We start from the raw sequence: 14,309 nt of genomic DNA on the forward strand, positions 1-14,309 counted from the left end.
TTATTTTAATAAGAGGAGAGGTTACATATGGAATTTAATCTAACAGAAGAAAACTTGGCTATCAAAAATTCAGTCAAAGTTTTTGCTGAAAGGGAAATCAAACCTGTTATTGGAGAATTTGAACAAAATCATCGGTTTCCAAAAGAAATTTTACGGAAGATGGGGGAGCAAGGTTATTTTGGATCCTGTTTTCCTGAAAAAGTGGGCGGGTCAGAAATGGGTTTTGTTAATTTAGCGATTATTTGCGAGGAAATTTCTAAGGCTCACCCAGCGCTTGGATATGCATTCAATATGCAATCCATGACCTGTCCGTTTACTATTTTAAATTGGGGATCAGATGAGCAGATTCAAAAATATGTGCCAAGTTTGATAGCCGCAGAGAAAATCGGTATGTTCGCACTCACTGAGCCCGGTGGTGGGTCGGATGCAGCAGGTTCTATGAAAACCGTTGCTGTAAAAGATGGTAACGAATATGTGATTAATGGTTCAAAGGTGTTTATTACATTTGCAAATGAAGCGGATTATGGGGTGTTATTTGCAAAAACGAATCCTGATGCAGGTCATCGAGGCATTTCCGCATTCATCATTGAAACCGACCGCCCAGGGTTTTCGGCTACCCCAATTGAGATGAGCGGTTTAGGTTATATGATGCGCAGCTGTGAAGTGTTTTTAGAGGATCATCGAATCCCAGAAGAAAATCTGCTTGGTAAAGAGGGTGAAGGGTTTAAAATTGCGATGAATGCACTGGATTATGGAAGATTAACAGTCCCTGCCAGGCTATTGGGAATTGCGCAAGGGTGTTTGGAATTGTCGATTGATTATGCAAATACCCGCGTACTTAAGGGTAATGCCATCGGAAACTATCAAATGATTCAGCACTTGATCGCCGATATGGTAGTCGAAGTCGAAGCGGCTCGCATGCTAGTTTACAAAAGTGCTTATTTAAAAGATAAAGGTGAATCAGCAACCCGAGAAAGTGCACATTCCAAATATTTTGCTTCCGAGATTACAACACGAGCAACTCGTGCTGCCTATGAAATTTTTGGTGGTTATGCCTTGACTGACGAGTATCCGATCATGAAGTATATGAACTATGCGAATATGTTGCACATGGGCGAAGGTGCACCAAATGTTCAACGAATCCTCATCGCGGAAGATGCATTGGGAATTAAGGATGCAAATCGGCATAAAATTCCACGGCGGTTTCATTTAGCGAGTGATTTGCAATAGAGTCGGACGTGGACAAGAAATGTTTCCTTTGTTGCCAAAACGTTTACATGGAGTGTGTGGTGGGACAGGGGGAGAGACAACGTCGAACTGAACTATTCCATTAGATATATGCTGTCCCAATCAGATAAGGAGGAATTTACAATGAAGCAAGCGTTGGAGGATATAAGGGTTCTTGATTTGTCGAGGGTTTTTGCGGGACCGGCTGGATCGATGATACTGGGTGATCTAGGAGCCGATGTGATTCGCGTGGAAGCGCCAGGAGGTACCGATAGTATTCGTGATTGGTGGCCTTTTGTTGATAATGAAAGTACATACTATCTATCGGCAAACCGTAATAAGCGAGCGATTACATTGAATTTAAAAAAGGCGTCGGGAAAAAAACTTTTTTTAGATCTTGTCAAAAATGCTGATGTGGTAATAGAAAATTTTAAAACAGGTACGATGGAGCGTTTAGGATTAGCGTATTCTGCTTTGGAAAAGGTCAATCCAAAAATAATTATGTGCTCAGTCACTGGATACGGTCAAACAGGTCCTTTTGCTAAAGAACCTGGTTTTGACCCGGTTTTGCAGGCGGTTGGCGGTTTAATGGATGTAACTGGTCAACCAGATGGAGAAGCAACACGTGTCGGGCTGCCAGTAGTAGACATTATGAGCTCATTATATACAGTAATTAGTATTCTTTCAGCAATAAGGATTAGAGATTTAACCGGTGAAGGTCAACAGATTGACATTTCTTTATTGGATGTGCAAGTTAGCTCTCTAGCAAATGTCGCGAGTAGTTATTTAATGAAGGGGAATGTTTCCAAAAGAGTAGGGAACAATCATAACAATATTGTTCCCTATCAGGTATTTCAATGCAAGGATAAACCTCTCATGGTGGCCTGCGGGAATGATCGGCAGTTTCAGAAGTTTTCCGAAATACTTGGCATGCCTTCATGGAGTAAAGAGGCTAAATTTAAAACAAATGCCAAACGCATTCAAAATCGGGAAGAATTAACAGACAAGATACAAAAAATAATGGTTTGGAAAGATGCAAATGAATGGTTTACACTACTTTCGGAAAAAGGAGTGCCTTCGGGTCCGGTCAATAATGTAAAAGAGGTGTTTGAACATCCGCAAGTTCAATCAAGAAAAATGGTTGAAGAAATACCACACCCTACTTTGGGTAAGGTGAAATTAGTGCGAAATCCAGTCATTTTTTCTAAAACGCCAATTTCGATTAAAAAACATCCCCCACTTTTGGGAGAACACACTGAACTATTTTTGCAGCAAGAGATGAGTCTTTCCAAAGAAGATATAGATCAATTAAAAGAAGAAGGGGCTATTTAGGGGTAAAGGAGGCCAGTAGATGCAGGTCAGTTCACTACGACTATTTGGTTGAAAGTTCCTTTTTTCTAGCCCATAATATTTATTAATATGGGGGGGGAGTACGATATGGTGAATTCACGTTTTAATCCAAATGTCATTTCCAAAGCTTTTGCAATCATCAGAGCATTTACCGATGAAAAATCAGACTGGGGAGTAAACGAACTGGCACGTTATCTGGAAATACCGGTAAGCTCCTTGCATCGTAATCTAAAAACGTTAAGAGATGAAAACATATTAGGTATATCCGCCCAAACCGGAAAATACACCATTGGGCCCGAACTCGTTCGAATGGCTTCCATTATATCGTCACAAGTAGAAATCAAACAGGTTGCCAGAACATTCATGGAGGAAATTTCATCCACGATTACTGAATCTGTCTATTTAGGACTATATCATCCACAGCATAGGAAGATTTCCTTTGTTGAGGGCGTACACAGCCAAAATCCTTTGCAATATGTTCTGGAAATCGGTGTGTTGCAATCTATCCATATTGCGGCAAGCGGAAAGGTCGTATTGGCTCACTTGGATGATGATGAAATTCAGAGGATTTTTGAAAAAGAGGCGGTTGACATTGATGAACAGGAACAAATTTGTGATGAAATAAAGCTAATACGCGAACAAGGCTATATGATTACTTTAGGTGAGCGATTGGCGGGTGCATCAGGTACTGCCGCTCCAATTTTTGATTCGACACAAAAGGTGATTGGTTGTATTACTTGTGTTATTCCTTTAAATCATTATGATGAAAAGCAAAAGTACAAAGTAGCAAAAAAAGTGATGGAAGGGGCGGCTAAGATTTCTTATGTTTTAGGATACAAGCAAGACTAAGTATAGATGGGACAGGGGATCGGATTTCCTGCCCCATTATTTTTTACAGAACAGAGATTGGAAAAAGAAACATTTATGTGTCCTAAAGCCCATTTTTCAAATAAGTATTGACATCATTTTTTCAATAATATACAATTCCTATAAAGTTAGTTTGATTTTAAGTTTTCTTATCATGAGAGGTGGAGGGAAAGGCCCGGTGAAGCTTCGGCAACAGGTTGTATGAAACACTGTGCCAAATCCTGCAGACATAGTCTGAAAGATAAGAAGGGAGCTAGGTTAGGATTTAAGTTCTGCCCCCTTCTTCTTCCAAAGCTGGAGGGGGGCTGGTTATATACACGACTTTCACCTCAAATTATTATGGAGGGATGATAAATGGAAAAGTCCCCGATTACGTACGACAATTTTCCTGGTGACCCTTTTAAAGATTTTCACCCGGTTGACGAGACACAAGGGGCATCTCCAATCTTACAATGGGCTTACGATTCATACGGAGATGGTGTTGTTTATGCTTGTAGCTTTGGTGCTGAGGGGATTGTATTAATTGATTTAATTTCAAAGGTGAAACAAGATGCAAGCGTTGTTTTTTTAGATACAGGGATTCATTTTCAAGAAACCTATGATTTGATTGATAAGGTAAAAGGTAAATATCCCGATCTTCGCATTGAATTAAAAAAGCCAGAGCTAACGTTGGAAGAACAAGCGGCGGAGTATGGTTCTGCCTTATGGACACGAAATCCGGATCAATGTTGTTTCATTCGGAAAATAAAACCACTGGAAGATGTTTTACAAGGCGCTCCTGCATGGATTTCCGGTCTTCGCAGGGAGCAGTCGGCAAGTCGTAAACATACTGATTTTGTGAATAAGGATCAACGTTTCAAGTCAATTAAGATTTGCCCGCTTATTCATTGGACGTGGGATGATGTATGGGCGTATATCAAAAACAATGATTTGCCATATAATGAACTACATGATCAGGGATATCCAAGCATTGGTTGTATTCCTTGTACGTCACGAGTAACGGATTCTGATGATCCCAGAGCAGGCAGATGGCAAGGATTTAATAAAACAGAGTGTGGATTGCATTTGCCAGGCAGTAACGGACAGTAACCTTATTGATATAATGGCTAATGACACTGTTTGTTTTAAACCTTAGTAAAGCGATATATTTAATAAATATAATTATGTTTATTGTGAGGTGAATTTGTTTTGGAATTACAAGTAAACAATAGCCCATTTAGTCAAGAACAAACCGATATTTTGCAACGTCTGCTTCCAACCTTGACAGAGACGCAAAAAGTTTGGCTGAGCGGATATTTGGCAGCTTCCCTGACAGTACAAAACGGGTTGACGGTGCCAAATCAGGAGCAAGCACCAACCAATATCGACCAACCCGCTTTAAGAGAAGTAACCATTTTATTCGGATCCGAGACCGGTAATGGGCAGACGTTGGCAGAGGAGCTAACTAAAAAAATAGAGGGGCAGGGTTTTAAGGTAACCTGCTCGGCCCTGGATGACTTTAAAGTAAAAAAGTTGAAGAATGTGCAAGACTTGCTGATTGTGACAGCCACGCATGGAGAAGGAGATCCTCCAGATAATGCCGTTTCCTTTTACGAATATTTGTTTAGCAGAAAAGCACCGAAACTAAAGGATTTGCGTTTTTCGGTACTTTCCTTGGGGGATCAGTCCTATGAGTTTTTCTGTCAAACAGGGAAAGATTTTGATAAACGGTTGGAGGAGTTAGGTGGGGAAAGACTTCATCCACGGGTTGATTGTGATGTTGATTTTGATGAACCCGCAGAAGAATGGATAAACGGTGTATTAGAAAAAGTGTGTGAAGCGAAAAAAGCCGTTCCGCAATCGGACGATGCACATACCCAACAGGTGGGGAGTCAAACACAAGAACATGATCTGCCAACCTATTCCAGAACTAATCCATTTCAGGCAGAAATCTTGGAAAATCTCAATTTGAATGGTCGCGGATCAAATAAAGAAACGCGTCATCTGGAATTATCACTGGAGGGGTCTAATTTTTCCTTTGAACCGGGTGATAGTGTAGGGATCATCCCGGAAAACGATCCAATTCTGGTAAATCAACTGATCCACGAGATGAACTGGGATCCTGAAGAAACTGTACCGGTAAATAAAAAAGGTGATATTCGTTCGATTTATGATGCATTGCATAAAAACCTGGAAATTACCTGTCTGACAAAACCACTCATGCAAAAAGCGGCGGAGATTTTCCGAAATGATAAGTTGGTGGATTTAGTTGCACCAGGGCAGGAGGAAACGTTGAAAGATTATCTTGTTGGCAGGGATTTGCTTGATTTGATCAATGACTTTCCGCCAACACGGGAGCTGACACCAGGCGAATTTGTACAGATTCTTAGAAAGATACCACCAAGACTTTATTCGATTACAAGCAGCCATAAAGCAAATCCGGATGAAGTTCACTTAACGATTGGAACGGTTCGCTATCATGCCCATAATCGCGATCGAGCTGGTGTCTGTTCGCTTCAGACGGCTGAACGATTGGAACCTGGTGATCGATTACCGGTTTATATTCAGCATAATCCGAATTTTAAGCTTCCTGCCGATCCAGATGTTCCCGTGATTATGGTTGGACCTGGTACGGGAGTCGCGCCTTACCGGGCTTTTATGGAAGAACGAGAAGAGTTAGAAGCAAAAGGGAAAACGTGGTTATTCTTTGGCGATCAACATTTTACTAGTGACTTCCTTTATCAAGTCGAATGGCAAAACTGGTTGAAGGAAGGTTACCTAACCCGATTGGATGTCGCATTTTCACGTGATTCCAAGGAAAAAGTATATGTGCAAAACATGATGCTGGAAAATAGCCGGGATCTTTATCAATGGCTCGAGGAAGGTGCCCACGTTTATGTCTGCGGTGATGAAAAGCGAATGGCAAAGGATGTTCACCAAACGCTAATCACTATTGTGGAACAAGAAGCTGGTATGACGCATGAGGAAGCCGAACAGTACTTGAAAGAAATGCGACAGCAGAAACGGTATCAACGGGATGTCTATTAGTGAGCAAGAAATAGAAGACAAAAAGGGAAGGAGCTTGACGATGGCAGCGTATGATTCATTTAAACAGGATGGGCCACCGAGTGATCTGGAACGAATAAAGGATGAAAGTAACTATTTACGGGGGACGATTCAACAAGGATTGGCGGATCGAATCACAGGGGCTATATCGGATGACGATACGAAGCTGTTAAAGTTTCATGGAAGCTACCAGCAGGATGACCGGGATATTCGGGATGAACGACGTCGTAAAAAACTGGAACCGGCTTACCAATTCATGTTACGTGTGCGAGCCCCAGGTGGTGTCGCAACGCCTGAACAGTGGCTGGTTATGGACGATTTAGCAACCAAATATGCGGATGACACTTTGAAATTAACGACAAGGCAATCATTTCAAATGCATGGGATTCTAAAATGGAACCTAAAGCAGACGATCAAAGAAGTGAATGAGGCATTGATGAATACCTTGGCTGCTTGTGGTGACGTTAACCGGAATGTCATGTGTAACCCGAATCCGTATCAATCTGCAGTTCATAAAGAAGTTTACGAGCTTTCCCAACAAATCAGTGAACACTTGTCACCAAAAACAAACGCTTACCACGAGATTTGGCTGGATAAGATGAAAGTGGTTGATACCAAAGAGCAAGAGGATATCGAACCATTGTATGGCCGCTTTTACCTGCCGAGAAAATTTAAAATTGGTTTAGCGGTTCCACCATCCAACGACATTGATGTGTTTTCACAGGATCTCGGACTGATTGCGATCCTGGGAGACGGAAAATTAATAGGATTTAATATAGCGGTTGGCGGTGGTATGGGAAGCACCCATGGTGAACCGGAAACATATCCACAGGTTGCAAAAGTGATTGGCTTTTGTTCAAAGGATAATGTCATCGAGGTAGCGGAGAAAGTCATGACGATTCAACGAGATTATGGTAATCGCTCGAATCGGAAGAACGCCCGTTTCAAGTATACGATCGACGCCCATGGTCTGGATTGGTTTAAGACTGAGTTAACTGAACGTCTCGGTTGGGAATTAGAGGCCGCACATCCTTATCATTTTGCTCGTAATGGGGATCGATATGGCTGGGTAAAGGGTGATGGTAAATGGCACCTAACGTTATTTCTGCAAAATGGTCGTGTGAAGAATACGGATGATTATGCGCTCAAGACTGGATTAAGAGAAATTGCTAAAGTTCATACTGGAGATTTCCGGCTTACTGCAAATCAAAATTTGATTATTGCCAATGTCGCGAATGAAAAATTGGAGGAAATCAATGAACTGGTAAAAAAATATGGATTGACAGATGGAAAACAACACTCTGCATTAAAACGGAATTCCATGGCATGTGTTGCTTTCCCAACATGCGGTTTAGCCATGGCTGAGTCGGAACGGTATTTGCCTGCTCTGCTTGAGAAGATAGAAGAAATTTTGGATGAGGTCGGTTTACGGGAAGAAGAAATTGTTATTCGCATGTCAGGATGTCCCAATGGCTGTTCACGACCCGCGCTTGCGGAAATCGCCTTTATCGGGAAAGCACCGGGAAAATATAATATGTACCTTGGTGGTGGTTTTACCGGCGACCGTTTAAATCGTCTTTATCGAGAAAATATCGGGGAGCAAGAAATTTTGGAAAACCTCCGTACCATCCTAACTGATTATGCTGACAATCGTTATGAAGGAGAACATTTTGGTGATTATGTGATCCGCGCCGGTTATGTAGATAAAGTAACAGATGGACGTGATTTCCATGCAACCAACCAATATAAGGAATAATGAAGTTGCTCAAGCACATACGGGAGGAGAATCGGTGGACATGATGGGAAAAGTTTACTTGATAGGCGCGGGTCCCGGTGATCCGGATTTGATTACAGTCAAAGGAATCAAAGCACTTCAGCAATCAGATGTTACTTTATATGATCGTTTAGTGAATACAGAACTTTTAACCCATGCTGCAGATGAAGCGGAACTTGTTTATTGCGGAAAAGGGCCTAATCAGCATTCGCTTACCCAATTGGAGATCAATGACTTGCTTTATCAATTTTCAAGCCAAGGTAAAGTTGTCAGCCGGTTAAAGGGTGGAGATCCGTTTATTTTTGGCAGAGGCGGGGAGGAAGCAGCGTTTTTACATGCGAATGGAATTGCCTTTGAAATTGTCCCGGGGATTACATCGGGATCAGCGGCACCAGCTTATGCCGGTATTCCATTAACGCATCGGGATTACAGCTCATCGGTAACGTTTATTTCCGGCGTGAACAAAAGCCTTGAAGCCTCGGAAAAGTATTGGGAGCATCTAGCTCAAGGAGTGGATACCCTTTGTATCTATATGGGCGTCAAGAATCTGCCACTTATTTGCAGTAAACTGATTCGTTATGGCTGTCAGGCGGATACTCCTGTTGCATTAATACACTGTGGAACAACAGAACAGCAGCAAACGGTAACTGGAACATTAGGCAACATTACAAAAAGGGGTAATACGATTAAAAATCCAGCGATGATTGTTATCGGCGAGGTGGTCAAACTACGGGAGCAACTACAATGGTTTGAACAACTGTCGGTAGAAAATGAATTTTCGGTGTCTGCGGTCATCGGTTAATTGGAGGAATATGCATGCAAGGAGTACTGTATGTCAGCCATGGCAGCCGAATATCTGAAGCGACTGCTGAGGCGATTAGCTGTATTTCAGCCGTCATCAAACAAGTGGATGTACCGCTTCAGGAAATTTGCTTCTTGGAACTCGCGGAGCCAAATATGGAACAGGGAGTAGAAAAACTCGTGGATCATGGAGCATCGAGGATAGCGGTGGTTCCGGTTCTGCTCTTAAGTGCTGGTCATTATTACAAAGATATACCAGCCGAGCTTACTGAGATCAGGAAAAAGTATCCTTTCATCACCTTTACCTATGGGCAGCCATTGGGGGTGCAGAATCGCTTTACTCAAATTTTGCTGGAACGCATTGCGGAAACAGGTCAATCGGTTAGGGAGGATTCCAAAATACTGGTTGTTGGGCGTGGCAGTCACAATCCCCAAACAAAAAAGGATATCAGCCAGGTTAAGACAAACTTGCAAAAAAGCATGCCTGCTGTACAAGTAGATTATTGCTTTTTGGCCGCATGCGAACCTTCATTTGAGCAACAGCTTCATGTGTCATTGCAAGAAGGGTTTTCCAAACTGTTCATTGTTCCTTATTTATGGTTTACCGGATTGCTGATGCGTTCAATACAGGAGAAAGCACGGGAACGAACAAATCCGAAGACGGATATTATCGTTTGTCGACAACTTGGGGATCATCCGACTATGAAACAGGGACTTAAACAGCGTGTGTATGAGGCGCTGTCACTAAAATAGATGTTTACCCAAGTTTATAAAAAAGGATGTTGGTAAATGGCTTTTCTACCTTTCATGATTGATTTAACAGATAAAAAAGTCGTTATCGTTGGTGGGGGACGTGTTGCCGAGCGAAGAATTCGATTTTTGCTCGAAAGTGGGGCATACATGACGGTGATCAGTCCAGAAATAGATGAAGGGGTTCGCATGTTATGGGAAGAAGGGTACGTAAGCTGGAAACAAAAGCATATTGAAGCAAACGATCTTCTTCATGCATTCCTGATTATTGTTGCCACAAATAACCCTACAGTAAATCAGGCTGTCACCAAAGCTGTACCGGAAACATCCTTAGTAAATGCTGCTGCAGATGCTGAACAAGGGAATGTTCAATTTCCAGCTCACTTACAGCAAGGGAAATTATCGATCGGTATTGCCACAAATGGTGCAAGTCCAATTCTGGCAGCAAAAATAAAAACCAAGCTAGCCACGATATATGACAAAAGCTACGGAGAATATGTTGACTTTTTGTATGAGAGTCGCCAGCTAATCAAACGGTCGTTGCTAACGCAAAAGGTCCGGACGCTTCTATTAAAGGAATTAATGGACGAAAGCTTTTTAAACAAACAAAAGCAAATCATCACCCTGGATTGGCTGAAAAACCTGGTAAAAGAGGAGGAACATGATGGGGTGAACCGGAAGTAAACAACTAAAAGAACATCATGTTCCACATGTCTTTTATTTCGATTAGCCAAAGACGGGTGCCATGATAGTTGAGCTGAATGCTATTTTGCCAGAATATTAGCTTTTTGAAAGGATAATAAGGAAAAGGTGGGTTATCGCATGACATTGACAAAAGAAAAGACAAAAGAAGCGATTCTTCCCCATGGTGGTGAGCTTGTTCAACGGGAAGTCATTGGGTCGAGGCGGGAAACGCTTGTAAATGAAGTACACAGGCTGAAGACATTGACATTGGATGCCTGGAGTTTATCTGACTTGGAACTTATTGCAATTGGCGGCTTTAGCCCATTAACTGGTTTTATGGGGGAGCAGGACTATACAAGAGTTGTAGAGGAAATGAGGTTAGCGGATGGGACCATTTGGAGCATTCCAATTACGCTACCAGTGACGAAAGAACAGGCAGATGCATTTGCAATTGGTGAGAAGCTTGCACTTGCAGGGGAAGACGGTGTGAATTATGGAATTCTTCATTTGGCAGAAATCTACTCCTATGATAAAGAAAAGGAAGCAAGATTTGTATATGGTACAACAGATAAAGCCCATCCCGGTGTAAAAAAAGTCTATGAAAAAGGTGAAGTTTATTTGGCTGGATCGATTGAATTGCTGCAACGTCCACAACATGATCAATTTGCCGATTTTTACCTTGACCCATTGGAAACAAGAAAGTTGTTCGCTGACTTAGGGTGGAAAACTATTGTTGGCTTTCAAACGCGTAATCCTGTGCATCGTGCCCATGAATATATCCAGAAGAGTGCGTTGGAATCAGTCGATGGTTTACTTTTAAATCCATTGGTGGGAGAAACCAAGTCTGATGATATACCAGCTGAGATCCGAATGGAAAGTTATTGGATTATTTTGAATACGTATTATCCTGCCGATCGAACCCGACTCGTTATTTATCCAGCTGCGATGCGTTATGCTGGTCCAAGAGAAGCGATCCTTCACGCGATTGTCCGCAAAAATTACGGTTGCACCCACTTTATTATTGGACGCGATCATGCCGGAGTAGGTGATTATTACGGTACTTATGAGGCACAGGAATTAATTTCTCAATATGAGGAAGAACTTGGCATTCAAATATTTAAATTTGAACATGCTTTCTATTGTACGAAATGTGAGAGTATGGGAACGAAAAAAACATGCCCCCATGATAAGACGTTTCATGTTCATCTAAGCGGTACAAAGGTACGGGAAAAATTGCGAAATGGCGAGTCATTACCGAAAGAATTTTCCCGTCCTGAAGTAGCTGCAGTGCTGAGAAAAGGTTTAAAACAACATTAACTAAAGGGTTGACCCCTATGACATTTGAATTGATATTTGTGCTCGTAATCGTAACTGCTATGTTAATCGGGTTATTTTTCGAAATCGCCCGACCGGAAATCATTGTTTTTACGGTGTTAACCATTTTTTTAATAACGGGTATTTTAACTCCTGAGGAAGCATTACGCGGATTTTCCAATGAAGGCATGTTGACGATTGCGCTTTTATTTATTGTTGCTGGTGCTATTCAAAAAAGTGGCATCCTGGAGAGATTCATTACATCCTGGCTTGATCAGGGTAACAGTTTACTGGGATCGATGGCACGTTTTTTTATACCGACAACATTGCTTTCCGGTTTTTTAAATAATACCCCTATTGTTGTGGCGCTTACCCCTTTGATAAAAAAGTGGTGTGAAGCGCACCATATCGCGCCGTCTAAATTTTTAATTCCGTTATCATACACAACAATTTTAGGTGGTACGATCACCTTGATGGGAACGTCTACAAATCTGGTTGTTCACGGCATGCTGCTTGATTATGGCTATGAAGGGTACACCTTATTTCAATTGACGGTTATAGGCATACCCATCACCATTGTCGGTTTGGTTTATCTGTTTACAGTTGGTTATCGATTATTACCGGAATACAAAGGGTTGCAGCAAAAAGTGAAAGAGGATTCCAAAGAATATATTGCTGAGTTAACCGTTGAAGAAACATTTCCGCATCTGAACCAAAGTGTACAGCAGGCCGGGTTAACGGAGCTAAAGGGGTTGAATTTAGTGGAAATTATCCGTCGGGAAGAGCGTATTTTCCCTATCCGTTCCTCTACGATTATTCAAATGGGAGACCGATTAATTTTCACCGGATTAATGTCAACTCTGACTGATGTGCAAATGACGAAAGGGTTAGCCCTAAAAACGGGTAAGCCCTCGGATTTGGATGCATTGAAAAATGGGAACACCCAGATTGTCGAGGCGGTTGTCTCACATCAATCCGGATTATTATCCAAATCAATTAAACAAAATCAGTTTCGTTCCAAATACGATGCCGGAGTGATCGCAGTTCATCGTAATAATGAACGGATCCCATCAAAAATAGGGGATATTCCACTTCTTCCAGGCGATACCTTACTCTTGCTGGCTGGAAAGAACTTTGTGGAAACCTATCAGCAATCCAATGATTTTTATGTTCTAACGTCTTTAGGAATCCCGGAATCGCTCAAACGTAATTCAGGGAAGGGCTGGCTATCGATCGGGATCTTTTTCCTCATGATCATCCTTGTTACGTTTAGTGTATTAAGTATGTTTAAAGCTATGGCCTTAGCCGTTTTATTATTGTTGGCAACCAAGGCGATAACAGTGGGGGAGGCCAAGAAATATATCCATTTTCATGTATTGCTTTTAATTGCCAGTTCCTTTGGGGTTGGTATGGCCATCATGAAATCAGGCTTGGCAGAGTGGATTGCAACAGGTGTATTAGCGGTGGGAGAACCGATCGGACTATTTATGATTCTGTTATTCGTGTATATGTTAACCAATATATTTACGGAGGTAATTACGAACAGTGCTGCTGCCATATTTATGCTGCCGATAGGGTTGGAGCTGGCTGCGGATTTACAGCTGGACCCAATGGGCTTTGCGGTTGCGATTACCATTGCGGCATCGGCAAGTTTTATGACACCAATTGGCTATCAGACAAATATGATTGTTTATGGCCCGGGTGGTTACAAGTTTTCGGATTTTATCAAAATAGGTACACCACTTAGTTTGCTAGTAATGGTGATTACTGTTACCATCGTGTACTTTTGGTGGTTTTAGGAGGAAAAATGATGGGAGAATCAACGAATATTGTTTGGCATCAGTCTGAGGTAAAAAAAGAGGCAAGGCAAAAACGAAACGGACATCTAAGTGCAGTTATTTGGTTTACCGGCTTGTCTGGATCAGGGAAATCAACTATTTCTGTAGCATTGGAGAAGCAGCTGCACGAATTAGGCATACACACGTATCGCCTGGACGGAGATAACGTGCGTCACGGATTGAATAAAAACTTAGGCTTTAGCCCGGAAGATCGTAAGGAAAATATTCGACGGATTGGGGAAGTGGCCAATTTAATGGTTGATGCTGGATTGATCACCTTGACCGCGTTTATTTCTCCCTATCGTGCTGATCGTGATAATGTTCGTGCGTTGTTTCATGACAAGGAATTTATCGAAGTATATGTAAAGTGTGGGCTGGAAGCATGTGAGGCACGTGATCCAAAAGGATTGTACGAAAAAGTACGTGCCGGTGAAATCAAAGGTTTTACTGGTGTTGATGCCCCTTATGAAATACCTGACAATCCGGAAATCATCATCAACACCGAGCAGCACACATTAGAAGAATCAACTGGTCTTATCATTAACTATCTGAAAAATCACGAATACATTTAGTGGGACGGAGGGCATCTTCCGTTCTATTTTTTTGCCCGATAGGAATTAATCTGCTATTCCTGGATATTTTTGAAATAAAGCAGGAAA

Annotated in this window: 12 protein-coding genes and 1 riboswitch; all 12 genes read left to right on the top strand. The window is 41.8% G+C overall.

Features of this window, described 5'->3' with window-relative positions:
- Nucleotides 1-27: 27 nt before the first annotated feature.
- Complete coding sequence (locus tag O2S85_RS04940; RefSeq protein WP_269411592.1) at nucleotides 28-1,230, top strand: acyl-CoA dehydrogenase family protein; 1,203 nt, start codon at nucleotides 28-30, stop codon at nucleotides 1,228-1,230.
- Between the two features lie 141 nt (nucleotides 1,231-1,371).
- The gene (locus tag O2S85_RS04945) at nucleotides 1,372-2,559 is read left to right on the top strand and encodes a CaiB/BaiF CoA transferase family protein (RefSeq protein ID WP_269411593.1); all 1,188 of its coding nucleotides are present in this window, start codon (nucleotides 1,372-1,374) and stop codon (nucleotides 2,557-2,559) included.
- A 105-nt stretch (nucleotides 2,560-2,664) separates the two neighbouring features.
- Nucleotides 2,665-3,426, top strand: coding sequence for an IclR family transcriptional regulator (locus tag O2S85_RS04950; RefSeq protein WP_269411594.1), 762 nt, complete (start codon nucleotides 2,665-2,667; stop codon nucleotides 3,424-3,426).
- A 164-nt stretch (nucleotides 3,427-3,590) separates the two neighbouring features.
- A riboswitch (SAM riboswitch) is annotated at nucleotides 3,591-3,692 on the top strand.
- A gap of 106 nt (nucleotides 3,693-3,798) precedes the next feature.
- Nucleotides 3,799-4,533: a phosphoadenylyl-sulfate reductase gene (locus tag O2S85_RS04955; protein ID WP_269411595.1), complete on the top strand. Its 735-nt coding sequence runs from the start codon at nucleotides 3,799-3,801 to the stop codon at nucleotides 4,531-4,533.
- A 99-nt stretch (nucleotides 4,534-4,632) separates the two neighbouring features.
- The gene (locus O2S85_RS04960) at nucleotides 4,633-6,471 is read left to right on the top strand and encodes an assimilatory sulfite reductase (NADPH) flavoprotein subunit (protein ID WP_269411596.1); all 1,839 of its coding nucleotides are present in this window, start codon (nucleotides 4,633-4,635) and stop codon (nucleotides 6,469-6,471) included.
- A gap of 40 nt (nucleotides 6,472-6,511) precedes the next feature.
- Entirely contained in the window at nucleotides 6,512-8,245 is a 1,734-nt protein-coding gene (cysI, locus tag O2S85_RS04965) for an assimilatory sulfite reductase (NADPH) hemoprotein subunit (RefSeq protein ID WP_269411597.1), read from the top strand.
- 43 nt (nucleotides 8,246-8,288) lie between these two features.
- The gene (cobA, locus tag O2S85_RS04970; protein ID WP_269412477.1) at nucleotides 8,289-9,065 is read left to right on the top strand and encodes a uroporphyrinogen-III C-methyltransferase; all 777 of its coding nucleotides are present in this window, start codon (nucleotides 8,289-8,291) and stop codon (nucleotides 9,063-9,065) included.
- 14 nt (nucleotides 9,066-9,079) lie between these two features.
- Complete coding sequence (locus O2S85_RS04975) at nucleotides 9,080-9,817, top strand: sirohydrochlorin chelatase (protein ID WP_269411598.1); 738 nt, start codon at nucleotides 9,080-9,082, stop codon at nucleotides 9,815-9,817.
- A gap of 36 nt (nucleotides 9,818-9,853) precedes the next feature.
- Nucleotides 9,854-10,498 (top strand): NAD(P)-binding protein, encoded by a 645-nt coding sequence (locus O2S85_RS04980; RefSeq protein WP_269411599.1) that lies wholly within the window; start codon nucleotides 9,854-9,856, stop codon nucleotides 10,496-10,498.
- A gap of 138 nt (nucleotides 10,499-10,636) precedes the next feature.
- On the top strand, nucleotides 10,637-11,815 hold the full coding sequence (gene sat / locus O2S85_RS04985; RefSeq protein WP_269411600.1) for a sulfate adenylyltransferase: 1,179 nt from the start codon (nucleotides 10,637-10,639) through the stop codon (nucleotides 11,813-11,815).
- Nucleotides 11,816-11,832: 17 nt separating this feature from the next.
- A complete protein-coding gene (locus tag O2S85_RS04990) occupies nucleotides 11,833-13,611 on the top strand; it encodes an SLC13 family permease (protein ID WP_269411601.1) in 1,779 nt (592 codons plus the stop codon).
- Nucleotides 13,612-13,622: 11 nt separating this feature from the next.
- Entirely contained in the window at nucleotides 13,623-14,222 is a 600-nt protein-coding gene (gene cysC / locus O2S85_RS04995; protein WP_269412478.1) for an adenylyl-sulfate kinase, read from the top strand.
- Nucleotides 14,223-14,309: the final 87 nt, after the last annotated feature.

The sequence above is a fragment of the Lentibacillus daqui genome (genome assembly GCF_027186265.1).
Taxonomy (GTDB): domain Bacteria; phylum Bacillota; class Bacilli; order Bacillales; family Amphibacillaceae; genus Lentibacillus_C; species Lentibacillus_C daqui.